Source organism: Streptomyces griseoaurantiacus (assembly GCF_036189845.1).
Classification (GTDB): domain Bacteria; phylum Actinomycetota; class Actinomycetes; order Streptomycetales; family Streptomycetaceae; genus Streptomyces; species Streptomyces griseoaurantiacus.
Genome location: NZ_CP108326.1, coordinates 5,144,038 through 5,159,102, shown reverse-complemented (window position 1 = coordinate 5,159,102; position 15,065 = coordinate 5,144,038). Strand labels below are relative to the sequence as shown.

The 15,065-nt window shown below is 73.2% G+C and carries 18 protein-coding genes; 8 read left to right on the top strand and 10 right to left on the bottom strand.

Annotated features, from left to right (window positions below; genetic code table 11):
- Positions 1-116: 116 nt before the first annotated feature.
- The 3 genes from OHB09_RS23085 to OHB09_RS23075 form a co-directional block, all read right to left on the bottom strand.
- Positions 117-458: a DUF3817 domain-containing protein gene (locus tag OHB09_RS23085; RefSeq protein WP_040896334.1), complete on the bottom strand. Its 342-nt coding sequence runs from the start codon at positions 456-458 to the stop codon at positions 117-119.
- A 76-nt stretch (positions 459-534) separates the two neighbouring features.
- The gene (locus OHB09_RS23080; protein WP_006142497.1) at positions 535-1,044 is read right to left on the bottom strand and encodes a MarR family winged helix-turn-helix transcriptional regulator; all 510 of its coding nucleotides are present in this window, start codon (positions 1,042-1,044) and stop codon (positions 535-537) included.
- 22 nt (positions 1,045-1,066) lie between these two features.
- Positions 1,067-2,290: an MFS transporter gene (locus OHB09_RS23075; RefSeq protein WP_397891318.1), complete on the bottom strand. Its 1,224-nt coding sequence runs from the start codon at positions 2,288-2,290 to the stop codon at positions 1,067-1,069.
- 522 nt (positions 2,291-2,812) lie between these two features.
- On the opposite strand from OHB09_RS23075, the gene OHB09_RS23070 reads away from it, so the two are divergent.
- Positions 2,813-3,835 (top strand): ArsR/SmtB family transcription factor, encoded by a 1,023-nt coding sequence (locus OHB09_RS23070; RefSeq protein WP_328922475.1) that lies wholly within the window; start codon positions 2,813-2,815, stop codon positions 3,833-3,835.
- Here the strand turns inward: OHB09_RS23070 and OHB09_RS23065 are convergent.
- Positions 3,799-4,113 (bottom strand): MTH1187 family thiamine-binding protein, encoded by a 315-nt coding sequence (locus tag OHB09_RS23065; RefSeq protein WP_328922474.1) that lies wholly within the window; start codon positions 4,111-4,113, stop codon positions 3,799-3,801. The genes OHB09_RS23070 and OHB09_RS23065 overlap by 37 nt on opposite strands.
- Positions 4,110-4,454, bottom strand: a complete 345-nt coding sequence (locus OHB09_RS23060; protein ID WP_006142493.1) for a DUF3817 domain-containing protein — start codon at positions 4,452-4,454, stop codon at positions 4,110-4,112. Before OHB09_RS23060 ends, OHB09_RS23065 begins: the two co-directional genes overlap by 4 nt.
- Before the next feature lie 259 nt (positions 4,455-4,713).
- On the opposite strand from OHB09_RS23060, the gene OHB09_RS23055 reads away from it, so the two are divergent.
- From OHB09_RS23055 to OHB09_RS23040, 4 genes are all read left to right on the top strand, one after another.
- Positions 4,714-5,352 (top strand): AIM24 family protein, encoded by a 639-nt coding sequence (locus OHB09_RS23055; protein ID WP_328922473.1) that lies wholly within the window; start codon positions 4,714-4,716, stop codon positions 5,350-5,352.
- A 1-nt stretch (position 5,353) separates the two neighbouring features.
- Entirely contained in the window at positions 5,354-6,004 is a 651-nt protein-coding gene (locus OHB09_RS23050; RefSeq protein ID WP_006142491.1) for an AIM24 family protein, read from the top strand.
- Complete coding sequence (locus tag OHB09_RS23045; RefSeq protein ID WP_006142490.1) at positions 6,001-6,810, top strand: AIM24 family protein; 810 nt, start codon at positions 6,001-6,003, stop codon at positions 6,808-6,810. The genes OHB09_RS23050 and OHB09_RS23045 overlap by 4 nt, the downstream gene beginning before the upstream one ends.
- Before the next feature lie 113 nt (positions 6,811-6,923).
- Entirely contained in the window at positions 6,924-7,400 is a 477-nt protein-coding gene (locus tag OHB09_RS23040; protein ID WP_006142489.1) for a MarR family winged helix-turn-helix transcriptional regulator, read from the top strand.
- 36 nt (positions 7,401-7,436) lie between these two features.
- Here OHB09_RS23040 and OHB09_RS23035 read toward each other — a convergent pair whose 3' ends face one another.
- Both OHB09_RS23035 and OHB09_RS23030 read right to left on the bottom strand, forming a co-directional pair.
- Positions 7,437-9,014, bottom strand: a complete 1,578-nt coding sequence (locus tag OHB09_RS23035) for a sensor histidine kinase (protein WP_328922472.1) — start codon at positions 9,012-9,014, stop codon at positions 7,437-7,439.
- Entirely contained in the window at positions 9,011-9,673 is a 663-nt protein-coding gene (locus OHB09_RS23030) for a response regulator transcription factor (protein WP_006142487.1), read from the bottom strand. The genes OHB09_RS23035 and OHB09_RS23030 overlap by 4 nt, the downstream gene beginning before the upstream one ends.
- Before the next feature lie 132 nt (positions 9,674-9,805).
- Here OHB09_RS23030 and OHB09_RS23025 point away from each other — a divergent pair, with 132 nt between their 5' ends.
- A complete protein-coding gene (locus tag OHB09_RS23025) occupies positions 9,806-10,513 on the top strand; it encodes a PepSY domain-containing protein (protein ID WP_328922471.1) in 708 nt (235 codons plus the stop codon).
- A gap of 26 nt (positions 10,514-10,539) precedes the next feature.
- Here OHB09_RS23025 and OHB09_RS23020 read toward each other — a convergent pair whose 3' ends face one another.
- Entirely contained in the window at positions 10,540-11,172 is a 633-nt protein-coding gene (locus tag OHB09_RS23020; protein ID WP_328922470.1) for a TetR/AcrR family transcriptional regulator, read from the bottom strand.
- An 87-nt stretch (positions 11,173-11,259) separates the two neighbouring features.
- On the opposite strand from OHB09_RS23020, the gene OHB09_RS23015 reads away from it, so the two are divergent.
- On the top strand, positions 11,260-11,955 hold the full coding sequence (locus OHB09_RS23015; protein ID WP_191853391.1) for an alpha/beta fold hydrolase: 696 nt from the start codon (positions 11,260-11,262) through the stop codon (positions 11,953-11,955).
- 24 nt (positions 11,956-11,979) lie between these two features.
- Here OHB09_RS23015 and meaB read toward each other — a convergent pair whose 3' ends face one another.
- Positions 11,980-12,936, bottom strand: coding sequence for a methylmalonyl Co-A mutase-associated GTPase MeaB (gene meaB, locus OHB09_RS23010; RefSeq protein ID WP_093591662.1), 957 nt, complete (start codon positions 12,934-12,936; stop codon positions 11,980-11,982).
- Between the two features lie 115 nt (positions 12,937-13,051).
- Positions 13,052-14,254, bottom strand: a complete 1,203-nt coding sequence (locus OHB09_RS23005; protein ID WP_328922469.1) for an acetyl-CoA C-acetyltransferase — start codon at positions 14,252-14,254, stop codon at positions 13,052-13,054.
- Positions 14,255-14,412: 158 nt separating this feature from the next.
- Between OHB09_RS23005 and mce the strand changes: the two genes are divergently transcribed.
- Positions 14,413-14,853 carry a methylmalonyl-CoA epimerase gene (gene mce / locus OHB09_RS23000; RefSeq protein ID WP_006142480.1) on the top strand — a complete coding sequence of 147 codons (441 nt, stop codon included), beginning with the start codon at positions 14,413-14,415 and terminating at the stop codon, positions 14,851-14,853.
- Positions 14,854-15,065 lie beyond the last annotated feature (212 nt).

Here is a 15,065-nt window from a genome sequence, read left to right as displayed (position 1 = left end):
TTACTAGGACGTCCAAGTAAATGTCGATGGGGAACCGCCGTACGTGTCTCCGTACGGCGGTGGCGGGGCCGTCGCGGGCGGCCCCGGGGAGCCTCGGGCCTCGGCGGGAGGGACCCTCAGGCCTTGGCCGGCGCGGGCGCCGCGTCCTGCGCGAACTGCGGCTCCAGCTCGCGGCTGATGCCGCGCTCCACGAAGAAGGCCGCGGTCGGCACGGTGCCCGCGAGCAGCACCCAGAGCTGCTTGGCGACCGGCCACTTCGCCTTGGCGCCCAGGTCGAAGGCGAACACGAGGTACACGACGTAGAGCCAGCCGTGCGCGATGGCCACGACCCGAGTGAAGTCGGCGGCGCCGTCGACGTCGAACCCGTACTTGGCGATCATGCTGAGGCACAGCAGGACCAGGAGCACACCGGTGACGTAGGCCATCACCCGGTAGCGGGTCAGCACGCTTTTCTTCATGCGTACGAGCCTAACGACCGGCGGGGGCCGATCTTCCGGCACCCCCGGTGGCGTGCGACATCCACGAGGGGTGCGCTCACTCGTCCTCGAAGTCGTGCGCCGCCACCCGCAGCGGCCGCAGCATCGCGAAGATCTCCCGGCACTCCTCCTCGTCGTACGCGCCCAGTCCGAAGTCCATCGCCATCAGCTCGCGGGTGGCGGCGTCGCACACCTCGCGGCCCTTGTCGGTGATGGAGGCCAGCGTGCCGCGGCCGTCGTTGGGGTTGGGGCGCTTGGCGACCAGACCCGAGGTGACCAGCCGGTCGACGGTGTTGGTGACGGAGGTCGGGTGCACCATGAGCCGCTCGCCGATCTTGGACATCGGCAGTTCGCCCGACTTCGAGAACGTGAGCAGCACGAGCGCCTCGTACCGGGCGAACGTCAGTCCGTACGGTTTGACGACCGCGTCTACCTCGGCGAGCAGGATCTGCTGGGCCCGCATGATCGAGGTGATCGCCGCCATGGAGGGCACGCTGCCCCACCGCTGCTTCCAGTGTTCGTCGGCGCGCGCGATGGGGTCGAAGGAGAGACCGAGGGGCTTTGGCACGGCACCAGACCTTACCGGCCGGTCACATGGTGGTCAGCCCCGTCTCGCACTTCGGTCGCTCATTCTTTCGGAGGGCACCGCTCGGTGCGGCCCCGCGGCGGGCCGAGAGCGCCAGCAGCACACAGACGAGCGTGCCGAGGAGCCCCGCGCCGGCCACCGTGGCGGGCACCCCGGCGAACTGGGCGGCCACCCCCGCCAGCGCCATCCCCACCCCCTGCACGGTCATCAGCCCGGCCGTGTTCAGCGTCATGGCCCGGCCCCGCAGTTCCTCGGGCACGGCGGCCACGAACCACTGGTCGAGCCCCAGCGTGTAGGCGTTCCCGGCGCCGGAGAGCACCAGCAGGCACAGGGTCCAGCCGAGCCCGGGGGCGAGGGCGAAGCCGAGGTAGGGCAGCAGCATGAAGCAGAGCAGCGGCAGCGCGACGCGCTCCCGGGTGGCCGGGCGCAGCCGCGCCCCCGCGAACAGCTCACCGGCGATGGTGCCCACGGGCAGCGCGCACATCAGCAGCCCGAGCCCGGTCGAGCCCGCTCCGATCCGGTCGGCGTAGGGGGCGGCCAGGGCCTCGGGGACGACGCAGAACAGGGGCGGCGCCCAGAACAGCAGGAGCAGCAGGCGCGTCCGGCGGTCGGCGAGCACGCGCCGGGCGCCGGTGAGCGGCCCGTCGGCCGGGGTGCCGCGGCCGGCGCGGGCCGGGCGGCGCCGGGTGCCGAGCCGCAGCAGCAGCGCGGAGGCGAGGAAGGTGGCGACGGTGATGAACAGGGCGTGGCGTGGGCTGAGCACGGTGAGCAGGAGCCCGCCGCAGCCGTAGCCGACCAGGAGGGCACTCTGGGAGACGATCCGCAGCAGCGAGCGGCCGAGGACGAAGAGGTCACCGTCCCCGAGGACGTCGGCGAGGGTCGCCATGCGGGTGCCCTGGAAGACGGGCGAGACGACGGCGAGCGCGCAGCGCAGGGCGAGCAGCAGGCCGATGGGGGTGCCGGGCAGGGCCATGACGGCCACGCAGGCCGCGCAGAGCAGATCGCAGACGACGAGGACGCGGCGGGCGGGGAACCGGTCGGCGACCCCGGCGAACAGGGTGCCGCCGAGGAGGTAGGGCAGGAAGCCCACGGCGAAGGTCAGCGCGCTGAGCAGGGGCGAGCCGGTGAGGTCGTAGACGAGGACGGAGAGGGCGATCTCGCTGACGACGACGCCGAGGAGGGACAGGGAGTGGGCGAGGAAGACGGCGCGGTACTCGGGAATGCCCAGGACGCGCAGGTAGCCGCCGGCGGTGCCCGCCGGGGCCGGCGCCTCCCCGCCGGGCACCCGGTCCCCGCCCGGGGCCCGATGCCCGCCCGGGGCCCGATGCCCGCCCGGGGCCCGGTCGGCGTCCGTGGCCTGGTCCCCGCTCGGGGCCCGGTCGGCGTGCGTGGCCCGGTCCCCGCTCGGGGCCCGGTCGGCGTCCGTGGCCCGGTCCCCGCTCGGGGCCCGGTCTCCGCCCGGGGCCCGGTCGGCGTGCGTGGCCCGGTCGGCGTCCGGGGCCCGGTCTCCGCTCGCGGCCCGGTCGGCGTCCGGGGCCTGGTCCCCGCCCGGGGCCCGGTCGGCGTTCGTGGCCGTCGGTTCGCCGTCGCCGTCGGGGCGCGGCCGTTCGTGCGTGCGCGGGGGGATCGCGGGGATCGTGCTCCCCTGTCCCCCGGTGGGCGCGGTGGTGTCTTCGGGCATGGCGGCAGCCTGACCGCCGGGCGCCGCACGGCCTAGAGTTTCGGCTGTCACCGAATCCTGGAGGTCCCCGTGCCCTCGCGGCTCCACTTCGCCGAGGAGGACTTCCTGTCCTGCCGGTTCGCCGTGTCACCCCTGTGGGAGACCCAGGACGCCGTGCGCACCCTGCGACGGCCGGAGCGGCACGCCTACCACGCGCGCTGGCTGCGCCGGGTCGCGCCGGCCCTGGAACGGCTGGACCTGACGCCGCTGTGGCTGCTGATGCCCCGCTCAGGACACACCCCGGACTGGCTCTCCCCGCCGCCGATCGGGCCCGCGGCCCGCTTCGAGGAGGAGATCGCGGCGGTGCGCGCGGCCGACCCGGAGGCGGCGCGCGAGGACACCGCCACGTCGCTGGCGGACACACCGGGGGCGCTCACGTCGGCGCGCGGCCGGGCCTGGCTGGCGGACCCGGCGCGGATGATCCAGGAGCTGGCCGACCTCGTCGAGGAGGCGTGGCACGTGCTCGTCGCCCCGGACTGGCCCCGGCTGCGGGCGCTGCTCGAGGCCGACGTGGCCTTCCATTCGCGGCGGCTGGCCGAGGTGGGGCTCGGGGGGCTGCTGCCGGAGATCAACCGGCGGTTCGGCTGGCACGCGGGGACGCTGACCGTCGAGTACCGGGGTGAGCACGAGCGCCGGCTGGACGGGCGGGGCCTGGTGCTGATGCCGAGCGTCTTCGTGTGGCCGGACGTCGTCAGCACCTTCGAACCGCCGTGGCAGCCGACGCTCGTCTACCCGGCGCGCGGCATCGGCGGGCTGTGGGCGGACCCGGCCGAGGGGACGCCGGACGCGCTGGCCCGGCTGCTGGGGCGCGGCCGGGCGGCCGTGCTCGCCGCGCTGGACGAGCCGGCCGGCACCACCGCTCTCGCCCACCGGCTGCGGCTCGCGCCCTCCTCGGTCTCGGCGCACCTGACGACGCTGCGCGAGGCCGGGCTGCTCGTGTCCCGCCGCTACGGCCACCAGGTGCTCTACGAGCGCACGCCGCTCGGGATCGCCCTGGCGGCGGGAGGCGGGGCCGCTCAGTCCGCCGAAGGTACCGGGTCCCCCGCGAGGTGACGTTCGACCGTGGCCACCTTGGTGGTGAGGCCGTCGGTGACGCCGGGGCGGATGTCCGCCTTCAGCACGAGGGAGACGCGCGGGGCGCGCGCCTCGACGGCGGCGACGGCGCGCCTGACGACGTCCATCACCTCGTCCCACTCGCCCTCGATCGAGGTGAACATGGCGTCCGTGCGGTGCGGCAGACCCGAGGCGCGGACGACCCGGACGGCGTCGGCGACGTACTCCCCGACGTCCTCGCCGACGCCCAGGGGCGTCACGGAGAAGGCGACGATCATGCGCCGACCACCCCTTCGCGGCGGGCGCGGGAGGCGATGATCGCGTCCTCGGCCTCGCGGCGCAGCCGACGCTCGGCGAAGAAGCCGCCGGTGGGCAGGACGGAGAGGACGAAGTAGAGCGCGGCGGTGCCGATGCCCCACTTGGCGCGGTTCCAGGCGTCGGCCCAGAAGATGACGTAGAGGACGAACAGGAGTCCGTGGACCGCGCCCATCACGGGCACCGCATTGAAGTCCGTGGTCCGCTTGAGGACCGAGCAGACGAGGAGGAGCAGGAAGGAGACGGCCTCGGGGGCGGAGACCAGGCGGAGCCGGCGCAGGGCGGTGGCGGTCTTGATGTCCACGGATCACCTCGTGGGAGACGTCGGATGACGGGGCGGGCGCGGCGCGGGCGCGCCACGGCTTGTGAACGGACGCACAAGCTTCGGCCCCATTCTGGCACTGTCCCTCCGGGACCCTCCCCCGGGGTCCGGGGCGCCCGGCCCCCGGGTGCGGGAATCCCCCTGGGTGATCCGCGAACGAGAGGCCCTAGGGGTGGGCTCAGGGGCGAAGTCCACCCACGGGTGCTGTTCTCTCCACCCGGGGGACGGCTACCTTCGCAGCGTGGCTACCTTCCGACTCCAGGGCAGCAAGGTGCTGGCCGTCGACATTACCGGCGACGCCGTGAAGGCGAAGCACGGCTCCATGGTCGCGTACGACGGGCAGATCGCCTTCAAGAAGCTCAGCGGCGGCGGTGAGGGACTGCGGGGGATGGTGACCCGGCGGCTCACCGGCGAGCAGATGACCGTGATGGAGGCGCGCGGACAGGGGACCTGCTGGTTCGCCGACCGCGCCTCCGAGATCAACCTCGTCTCCCTGCGGGGCGAGAAGCTGTACGTCGAGTCGAGCAATCTGCTCGTGACGGACGCCGGCCTGCGCACCGGCACGACGTTCACGGGCCTGCGCGGCGCCTCGCAGGGCAACGGCCTGTTCACCACCACCGTGGAGGGGCACGGGCAGGCGGCCCTGCTCTCGGACGGCCCGGCGGTGGTGCTCCGGGTGAGCGCGCAGTACCCGCTGACGGTGGACCCGGGGGCGTACATCGCCCATCAGGGCGACGTCCGGCAGTCGTTCCAGTCGGGGGTGACGTTCCGCACCTTCCTGGGCGAGGGCGGCGGCGAGGCCTTCCAGATCCGGTTCGAGGGGGACGGCCTGGTGTACGTGCAGCCGAGCGAGCGGAACACGATCGCGGGGGATGTGTGAGATGCCGTTCCGTGAGATCAACTCGAAGATGGTCGAGGCGACGGTGACGCCCGGGCAGCGGCTGTTCAGCCAGCGCGGGGCGATGCTCGCCTACAAGGGGGAGGTGTCCTTCACGCCCGATCTACGGGGCGGCCAGGGCGGATGGATGTCGATGATCGGCCGCCGGGTGGCGAACGAGGCGACGCCGCTGATGACGGTGGAGGGCAGCGGCACGGTCCTGTTCGGGCACGGCGGCCATCACGTCCAGGTGATCGAACTCGCCGGGGACACCCTCTACGTGGAGGCGGACCGGCTGCTCGCCTTCGACGGCTCGCTCCAGCAGGGCACGGTCTTCCTGGGCTCGCAGGGCGGCGTGATGGGCATGGTGCGCGGGCAGGTCAGCGGGCAGGGCCTTTTCACCACCAGCCTCAAGGGGCACGGGGCGGTCGCGGTGATGGCGCACGGCGGGGTCTTCGAGGTGCCGATCACCCCGCAGCGCCCGGTCCACGTGGACCCGCAGGCCTACGTCGCCCATCACGGCGACGTCCGCAACAAGCTGTCGACGGCGCTGGGCTGGCGCGACATGGTGGGCCGCGGCTCGGGCGAGGCCTTCCAGCTCGAGCTGAGCGGCAGCGGCTCGGTGTACGTGCAGGCCTCGGAGGAGAAGCTGTGAGCGGCTACGGAATGCCCGGTGGGTCCGGCGGACCGACGATCCACGATCCCCTGACGCTGCCGGTCGACGACAACGTCGACGCGTACACCTTCTGCGTGGAGCTCAAGGGGAGCCAGTGGTTCCTGCAGAAGGGGAAGATGATCGCCTACTACGGGTCGATCGACTTCAACGGCATCGGGCACGGCCGACTGGACCGTCTCGTGCGCACCTCCTTCCATTCGCCTTTGCACGCGAGCGACTGGGTGGTGGCGGAGGGCTCGGGCAAGATGCTCCTCGCCGACCGGGCCTTCGACGTCAATTCCTATGACCTGGACGAGGGCAACCTGACCATTCGCTCGGGCAACCTTCTCGCTTTTCAGCCAACTCTGTCGCTCAAGCAGTCGATCGTTCCGGGGTTCCTGACGCTCATCGGCACGGGGAAGTTCGTGGCGGCCTCCAACGGGCCGGTGGTGTTCATGGAGCCGCCCGTCCGGGTGGACCCGCAGGCCCTGGTCGGCTGGGCCGACTGCCCCTCCCCCTGCCACCACTACGACCACGGTTATCTGACGGGCGTGATGGGCGGTCTACGTGCGATGACGGGCCTCGGCGGGGCCTCCGGCGAGGAGCACCAGTTCGAGTTCGTCGGGGCGGGCACGGTGCTGCTGCAGTCCTCCGAGAGCCTGATGGCGGAGCAGGCCACGGGGGCGGTGCCGGCGGAGCCGGGTGTGCCCGGCGGGGGTGGGGCGCCAGGGGGCCAGGCACAGGGGGGTGGATCACCGCGCCTTCCCGGACAGCTCGGCGACCTCCAGCGTCGCTTCGGGCTGTGAACGGTAGTCTGCGGAGGGTGACGTCGAACGGGTGCGCGTACCCGTCGGCGCACGTCAGCAACGTCACCGCCCTTCACTAGTTCGCCATTCAACCTTTTAGGTAGACTTCATCCATGGAGACCGAGACGGCCACCCGCTGGCTGACCGATGCGGAGCAGTGCGCCTGGCGCACCCACCTGGAGGTCAACAGGCTGTTGACGTACCAGCTCGAGAAGGACCTGCAGCCGTTCGGCCTGACAATGAACGACTACGAGATCCTGGTGAACCTCTCCGAGTCGGAGGGCGTACGGATGCGGATGAGCGACCTGGCGGCCGCGACCATGCAGTCCAAGAGCCGGCTCTCGCACCAGATCACCCGCATGGAGAACGCCGACCTGGTGCGGCGCGAGAACTGCGAGTCCGACCGCCGCGGGCTGTTCGCCGTGCTCACCGAGCACGGCATGGACATGATGCAGAAGGTGGCGCCGCACCACGTCGCCTCCGTGCGGCGGCACTTCATCGACCTGCTCTCGGAGGAGGACCTGAAGCATGTGCACAGCGCGCTGCGACCGGTCGCGGAGCGCCTGCGGACCCAGCGCGGCAAGCCGTGACCTGCCGCTGAGGGGGCCGGCCGGCGCCGGCCGGGGCTAAGCCCGGCGGCCGGGCGCCGCCGGGAGGCGCAGGGTGAGCAGTGCTCCGCCGCCGGGGGCCTCGGCCGCCGTCAGGGTGCCGCCGTGGCGGCGGGCGATGTCCCTGGCGATGGCCAGCCCCAGACCCGTGCCGCCGTCGTCGCGGGCACGGGCGTCGTCCAGCCGGACGAACCGCTCGAAGACGCGCTCGCGCTGCTCGGCGGGGATGCCGGGACCGTCGTCCCCGACCGCGACCACGGCCCGCTCGCCCTCCCTGCGGACGCTCACCGTGATCCGCCGGTGGGCGTGCCGCCCGGCGTTGTCCAGCAGGTTGGCCAGCACCCGGGCGAGCTGCCCCCGGGAGCCGGCGACCGCGACCGCCCCGGCGCACTCCACCACCACGTGCTCCCGGCCCCGGGCCACCTCACGGGCCAGCGCGTCCAGCGGCACCAGGGCCTCGCCCGGCCGCTCCCCCGCGTCCAGCCGGGCCAGCAGCAGCAGGTCGGCGGCCAGATGCTGGAGCCGCACGGTGTCCTCGACGGCGCCGTCCACGTCCAGCAGCTCCGGATGCGCGGCACCCACCTCGAGCTGGGTGCGCAGGGAGGCCAGCGGACTGCGCAGCTCGTGCGAGGCGTCCGCGACGAACCGCCGCTGCCGCTCCACCGACTTCTCCAGCGCGGCGAGGGTCTGGTTCGTGGTGCGGGCCAGCCGGGCGACCTCGTCCCGGGTGGCGGGCACGGGGACCCGCCGGGCCAGGTCCTCCGAGGCGGTGATCGCGGCCATCTCGGCGCGGATGCCCTCCACCGGACGCAGCGCCCGCCGGGTCACCAGCCAGGTCACCCCGGCCACGGTGAGCAGCAGCAGGGGCAGCCCGACCGAGAGGGTCGTCAGGGCGGTGTTCACCGCGGCGTGCTCGGCGGCGAGCGGGGCTCCGGCCCGGACGGTCAGGGTGACGTCGGCGGGGGTGGTGACCTCCAGGGCGGCGAACCGGTAGTCGTGGGTCTCGTCGTCGACGGTGGCGGTGCCCGCGGTGAACGTAACGTCGTCGGAGATCTCGCCGACGGCGGGATCGTCGTCGTCGTGGTCCTTGCCGTCGCCACCGCTCCCCTCGTCACGGTCCTCGCCGCCGTGCCGGCCGCCGTGCCCGCCACCGCGGTCCTCGGAGTCGTCCCGGTCGTCCGAGTCGTCCCGGTCGTCGGACTCCTCCCGGTCGGCGGAGTCCTCGGAGGCCCGGCCGGACGTGGCCCGGCCGGTGGGGGCGGGGGCGGGGCTCGTCCGCGGGTGCCGCACGGGGCCGCCGTCGACGGCCCGCAGTCCCTCGCTCGCGGCCACCGTCCGGCCGCGCTCGTCCTCGACCCGTACCGGATGGTCCTCCTCGTCCGGCCAGTCGAGCCTGTCCCCGCCGATGCCCGCGGCGAGCTGGGAGGCGACCCGCCGGGCGGCGGACTCCGCCTGGGTGTCCGCCTGGCCGACCAGGTTGGCCCGCAGCGAGAGGACCAGGGCGGTCCCGGCGGCGAGCAGGGCGACGGCCACGACGCAGGTCGCGGCGAGCGTGGCCCTGGCCCGGACGGAGGCGAAGGGCCGCCGCCGGATCACCGTGCCTCCAGCCGGTACCCGGCGCCCCGCACGGTGCGGATGCGCTCGGCGCCCAGCTTGCGGCGCAGGGCGCTGATGTACACCTCGACGATGTTGGGGTCGCCGTCATAGGCGAAGTCCCAGACGTGGTCGAGGATCTCCGCCTTGGCGACGACCTCGCCGGGGCGCAGCACCAGATGTTCCAGGACGGCGAACTCCTTCGCGGTGAGCGCCACTTCGACGCCCTCGCGCAGCACGCGGCGGGCCGCGGTGTCGACCGTGAGGCCGCCGTGCACGTGCACCGGCGAGGGTCCCGGGCGGGCGCGGCGGCGCAGCAGGGCCTTCACCCGGGCGACGAGGACGACGTAGGAGAACGGCTTGGTGAGGTAGTCGTCGGCGCCGGTGTCCAGGCCCTCGGCCTCGTCGTACTCGCCGTCCTTCGCCGTGAGCATGAGGATCGGCACCTCGTGGCCGGCGGCGCGCAGGGCGGCGCAGACCCGGTAGCCGTTCATGCCGGGGAGCATGATGTCGAGGATCACCAGGTCGTACGGTCCCTCGGTGGCCCGGTGCAGGCCCTCGCGGCCGTCGTGGACGACGTCCACGGCATAGCCCTCGGCGGTCAGGCCCTTCGCGAGCGACAGGGCGAGCCGCTTCTCGTCCTCCACGATCAACAGACGCACGCGTCAAGACTGACAGAGCGAACCTGAAGGGTTCTTCAGGTGGCTTCAGGCTGCCCTCAGCGTGGGTGGGCGACGGTGGTCCCGTCATCGACCGCGCACGGTCGCACGGTCACCGGACGTCACGGAGGAATCATGAAGCGGAACATCGTACTGGCGGTCGTCGCGGCGGCGGTCCTGGCGGGCGGTGGGACCGCGACGGCGCTGGCCGTCGCGGACGACGACGGGCCGGGCGCGGACGACCGGGTCGCCTCGGCCGGGCGGAGCGGGCAGGACCGCGCGGACGACGCCGCCGACGACCGCGACGACCGCGACGACTACGACGACGACCGCGGGGACGGCCGCCACCACGACCGCCACCACGACGGGCGGTACGACGACGGACGGGACGGACGGGACGGGCGGGACGACGACGGGCGCGAGGACGATTCCGCCGCCGCCTCCTCCGCGAAGGTGACCGCCGCCGAGGCGATCGCCGCCGCGCTCCGGCACACCCCGGGCTCCGTGGTGTCGGCGGAGCTGGACGACGCGGTGTGGTCGGTCGAGGTGCTGTCCTCGGACGACTCCTGGCGGGACGTGCGGGTGGACCCGGGCACGGGCGAGGTGCGGGGCGTGCGCGCCGAGCACGAGGACGCCGAGGACCTCGCGGAGGCGTGGGCGGCCCTGAAGGGGGCGTCGACGTCGGCGGAGGAGGCCGCGCGGGCGGCCGCCGCGAAGGGCACCGTGACCTCCGTCGAGCTGGACGAGCGCGGCTGGGAGGCGGAGACGCTCACCTCCGGCGGCGGTGAGCGGGACTGGACGGTGGGCCTGCGCGGGGCGGACGTGACCGCCGGCCACCCGTGACGGGCGGTGCGGCCACCGCCCCGGGTCTACGGGCCGGTGGCCGCACCGGCGCCTGCCGTCCCCCCGGGGGAGGTCCCCCGGGGGCTGTGGGCGCGCGGGCGGTCACCGCCGGCCGGGTGCCCGAGCGTGGCGAGGAACTCCTGGAAGGCCCGGTCGGCGCGGGCGGTGTCCCCGGTGGCGTCGAGGTCCATGAGGAGACCGCGGATGACGGCGAGGACGAGCGTCGCCAGTTCCGGCCGGCCCATGCCGCGCAGGCCGTCCTCGAGCGGCCCCAGCCAGTCGGTCGTGGCGGTGCGCCGGAAGTCGGGCCACAGCCGCTGCTCCGCGCTCTCGCGCAACTGACCGAACATCCGCAGGTACGGGCGTCCGTCCTCGCTCGTGATCGCGGCCCAGGCGCGCTCCAGGGTGGTGGTGTAGGGCTCGTCGGGCCGCGCCCGCAGGAGGTCGCCCCAGGTGTCGAGCTGCCGTTGGCGCGCGCGTCCGAGGACGGCCCGCAGGAGGGCGTCGCGGGTGCCGAAGTGGTAGATCAGCATGCGGGCCGAGGCGCCGGTGGCGGTGGCCAGCGGTTCGAGCCGGTCGGGGAGGCCGTGCGCGAGGGCGTGGTCGGCGCAGGCGTCGAGAAGCCGGTCCTTGAGGTGCGGCTGCGGTCGTCTGCCCATGCCGCCCATTTTTTCGCGTAATTGCGAGTACGTCTACCGTTGGTCGCAGAGGGGCCGAGGCCGGCCGGGACAGACGCGGAGGCAGTGATGAGGGTCGTGTTCGTGCATGGCGCGTGCGTGCGGGACGGGTCGTGGTGGTGGCACCGGACCGCCGGGCTGCTGCGGGAGCGGGGCGTGTCGAGCACCGCTCCGGCCCTGCCCAGCTGCGGCGAGACGGAGCTGCCCGCGGGCACCGGCGGACCGGGGCTGGCGGAGGACGTCACCGCGGTGCGGCGCGCGCTCCTGGACGGCGAGGAGCCGACCGTCGTGGTGGCCCACAGCTACGGCGGCATCGTCGCGGCGGAGGCCGCCGCGGGCGTCGAGTCGGTGCGCCACCTCGTGCTGGTCTCCAGCTATCTGCCCGAGGTGGGGCAGAGCCTGTCGGACTTCGGGGACGGCGGCCCGGCCCCGTTCCTCGACGTCGACCCGGACACCGGCACCTTCGGAGTCCGCCCGGAGCTGCTCGTGGACACCTTCCTGCAGGACTGCGACGCCGAGGTCCGGGCGCGGGCGGCGGACCACCTCGCCCGGCAGAGCGTGCGGGTGACCGGTCAGCCGGTGGGGGCGGCCGCGTGGCAGCGGGTGCCGTCGACGTACGTCGTCTGCGCCCGGGACCGGGGCACCCCGCCGTCTCTGCAGCGCGAGTACGCCCGCCGGGCCGGCACGGTGGTCGAACTCGACACCGGCCACCACCCGTTCCTCTCCGCGCCCGCCGCGGTACGGGACCTGCTGCCGAGTCTGTGAGGGCGGCCGGGGGCTGCCTGGCCCTCAGCCCGCGACGAGGCCCTCCACCAGTTCGTCGGCGGCCCGGTAGGGGTCCAGGTCACCGGCCACGATGCGGTCGGCGAGCGCGCTCAGGCGGCGGTCCCCGTGGAGGTCGCCGATGCGTTCGCGCAGGCTCGTGACGGCGATCGTCTCGACCTCGCGGGCCGCCCGCGCCCGGCGGCGCTCGGCGAGGACACCCCGCTCCTCCATCCACGCGCGGTGCTTCTCCAGCGCCTCGACGACCTCGTCGACGCCCTCGCCCCGCGCGGCGACGGTCTTGACGATCGGGGGGCGCCAGTCGCCAGGGCCCCGCGACTCGCCGAGGCCCAGCATGTGGTTCAGCTCCCGGGCGGTCGCGTCGGCGCCGTCGCGGTCCGCCTTGTTGACGACGTAGACGTCGCCGATCTCCAGGATGCCCGCCTTGGCGGCCTGGATGCCGTCACCCATCCCCGGCGCGAGGAGCACCACCGAGGTGTCGGCCTGGGAGGCGATCTCGACCTCCGACTGCCCGACGCCGACCGTCTCGACGAGGATCACCTCGCAGCCGGCCGCGTCGAGCACCCGGATCGCCTGGGGCGCGGCCCAGGCCAGACCGCCCAGGTGCCCGCGGGTCGCCATCGAACGGATGTACACGCCGGTGTCGGAGGCGTGCTCCGACATCCGCACCCGGTCGCCGAGCAGCGCGCCCCCGGAGAACGGCGAGGACGGGTCGACGGCGAGCACGCCGACCCGCTTCCCGGCCCGCCGGTAGGCGGAGACGAGCGCCGACGTGGATGTCGACTTGCCGACGCCCGGCGATCCCGTGAGGCCCACCACGTACGCCCCGCCGGTCAGCGGGGCGAGCGCGGCCATGACCTCCCTGAGCTGCGGGGACGCCCCCTCCACCAGCGAGATCAGCCGGGCCACGGCACGCGGCCGGCCCTCCCTCGCCTGGGCGACCAGCGTGGCGACGTCCTGCATCACAGCTCCGTTCGGACAAGCGGACCAGCAGACCGGCAGACACTCGGAAAATCAGATCTGCCGAAGAACAGACGTACAGAAGAACAGATGACCAGACGGTACGGAGCAACCGGACTCAGGCGCTCGGCACCCGCAGGATCAGCGCGTCGCCCTGACCGCCTCCGCCGCACAGGGCCGCCGCGCCGATCCCGCCGCCGCGCCGCTTCAGCTCCAGCGCCAGGTGCAGGACGAGCCGTGCGCCCGACATGCCGATGGGGTGGCCGAGGGCGATCGCCCCGCCGTTCACGTTCACCTTTTCGGAGGAGATCCCCAGGTCCTTCATTGACTGCACGGCGACGGCCGCGAAGGCCTCGTTGATCTCGATCAGGTCGAGGTCGGCGACGTCCAGTCCCTCCTTGCCGAGCGCGTGCCGGATCGCGTTCGACGGCTGGGACTGCAGCGAGTTGTCCGGCCCCGCCACGTTGCCGTGGGCGCCGATCTCGGCGATCCACTCCAGGCCCAGCTCCTCGGCCTTTGCCCTGCTCATCACGACCACGGCCGCGGCACCGTCGGAGATCTGCGAGGAGGAGCCCGCGGTGATCGTGCCGTCCTTGCTGAACGCGGGGCGCAGCTTGCCGAGGGACTCGGCGGTCGTCTCGGGCCGGATGCCCTCGTCCTTGCTGAAGACGACCGGCTCGCCCTTGCGCTGCGGGATCTCCACGGGGGTGATCTCCGCCTCGAACAGGCCGTTCTTCTGCGCGGCCGCGGCCCGCTGGTGGGACAGGGCGGCGATCTCGTCCTGCGCCTCCCGGGCGATGCCGAGCCGGCTGTTGTGCTTCTCCGTGGACTCGCCCATGGCGATGTTCTCGAAGGCGTCGGTGAGGCCGTCGTGGGCCATCGCGTCGAGCATCTGCACCGCGCCGTACTTGAAGCCCTCGCGGGACTTCGGCAGCAGGTGGGGGGCGTTGGTCATGGACTCCTGGCCGCCGGCCACGACCACGTCGAACTCGCCGGCGCGGATGAGCTGGTCGGCCAGCGCGATGGCGTCGAGGCCGGAGAGGCACACCTTGTTGACGGTGAGCGCCGGCACGCTCATGGGGATGCCCGCCTTGACCGCGGCCTGACGTGCGGGGATCTGGCCCGCCCCGGCCTGCAGCACCTGGCCCATGATCACGTACTGCACCTGCTCGCCGCCGATCCCCGCACGGTCGAGGGCGGCCTTGATCGCGAAGCCGCCGAGTTCGGCTCCGGAGAAGGACTTCAGGGAGCCCAGCAAGCGCCCCATGGGCGTCCGCGCGCCCGCGACGATCACCGAGGTCGTGCTGTTCGTTGCGCTCATGAGCTGCGATCCCCTTACCGGCTGCACTGCCGAGGAGTGGATGGGAGTGAACGAGGGTTCACTTCGAATGTACTGAGTGGCACTCCGTGCCGTCACCGCTCTTCCAGTGTGATCGCGCGCACGTTGCGTAACCATCCGCGGAGCGCTCCACTGTCACCATGCTGACGCGAATCGACCACATCGGGATCGCCTGCCACGACCTCGACGCGACCGTCGAGTTCTACCGGGCCACGTACGGCTTCGAGGTGTTCCACACCGAGGTCAACGAGGAACAGGGGGTCCGCGAGGCCATGCTGCGGATCAACGGCACGGACGACGGCGGCGCCTCCTACCTGCAACTGCTCGAACCCGTCCGCGAGGACTCCACCGTCGCCAAGTGGCTGGCCAAAAATGGCGAGGGGGTGCACCACATCGCGTTCGGGACGGCGGACGTGGACACCGAGGCGTCGGACATCCGGGACAAGGGCGTACGCGTCCTGTACGAGGAGCCACGACGCGGCTCCATGGGGTCGCGGATCACCTTCCTGCACCCGAAGGACTGTCATGGCGTACTGACAGAACTGGTCACTTCGGCGGCTGTTGAGTCGGCGGAGCACTGACCGACGTACATAGGGGCCGGTAGGGTTGGGGGCGGTCGTGCCTCCCGCGCATCTGCGGGAGCGCGTGGCCGCTTGCCGGGGTCCGGGTTTCGGGGGACGAGCGTCGGGGCAGCAGCCCGTGCTCCGCCGTTGAATCTGACACCATTCCCCGGGGGCCCCGTTCGGCGGATGGACGGAGCTCGGTTGATCAAGCTTGCGACCAGGGGACGGAT

Excerpts from the sequence above, each read along its gene's own strand:
- OHB09_RS23085 (WP_040896334.1), bottom strand. The coding sequence starts at position 458 with ATGAAGAAAAGCGTGCTGACCCGCTACCGGGTGATGGCCTACGTCACC.
- OHB09_RS23065 (WP_328922474.1), bottom strand. The coding sequence starts at position 4,113 with ATGATCGTCGCCTTCTCCGTGACGCCCCTGGGCGTCGGCGAGGACGTC.
- OHB09_RS23015 (WP_191853391.1), top strand. The coding sequence starts at position 11,260 with ATGAGGGTCGTGTTCGTGCATGGCGCGTGCGTGCGGGACGGGTCGTGG.
- OHB09_RS23040 (WP_006142489.1), top strand. The coding sequence starts at position 6,924 with ATGGAGACCGAGACGGCCACCCGCTGGCTGACCGATGCGGAGCAGTGC.
- OHB09_RS23005 (WP_328922469.1), bottom strand. The coding sequence starts at position 14,254 with ATGAGCGCAACGAACAGCACGACCTCGGTGATCGTCGCGGGCGCGCGG.
- mce (WP_006142480.1), top strand. The coding sequence starts at position 14,413 with ATGCTGACGCGAATCGACCACATCGGGATCGCCTGCCACGACCTCGAC.
- OHB09_RS23050 (WP_006142491.1), top strand. The coding sequence starts at position 5,354 with ATGCCGTTCCGTGAGATCAACTCGAAGATGGTCGAGGCGACGGTGACG.
- OHB09_RS23025 (WP_328922471.1), top strand. The coding sequence starts at position 9,806 with ATGAAGCGGAACATCGTACTGGCGGTCGTCGCGGCGGCGGTCCTGGCG.
- meaB (WP_093591662.1), bottom strand. The coding sequence starts at position 12,936 with ATGCAGGACGTCGCCACGCTGGTCGCCCAGGCGAGGGAGGGCCGGCCG.
- OHB09_RS23020 (WP_328922470.1), bottom strand. The coding sequence starts at position 11,172 with ATGGGCAGACGACCGCAGCCGCACCTCAAGGACCGGCTTCTCGACGCC.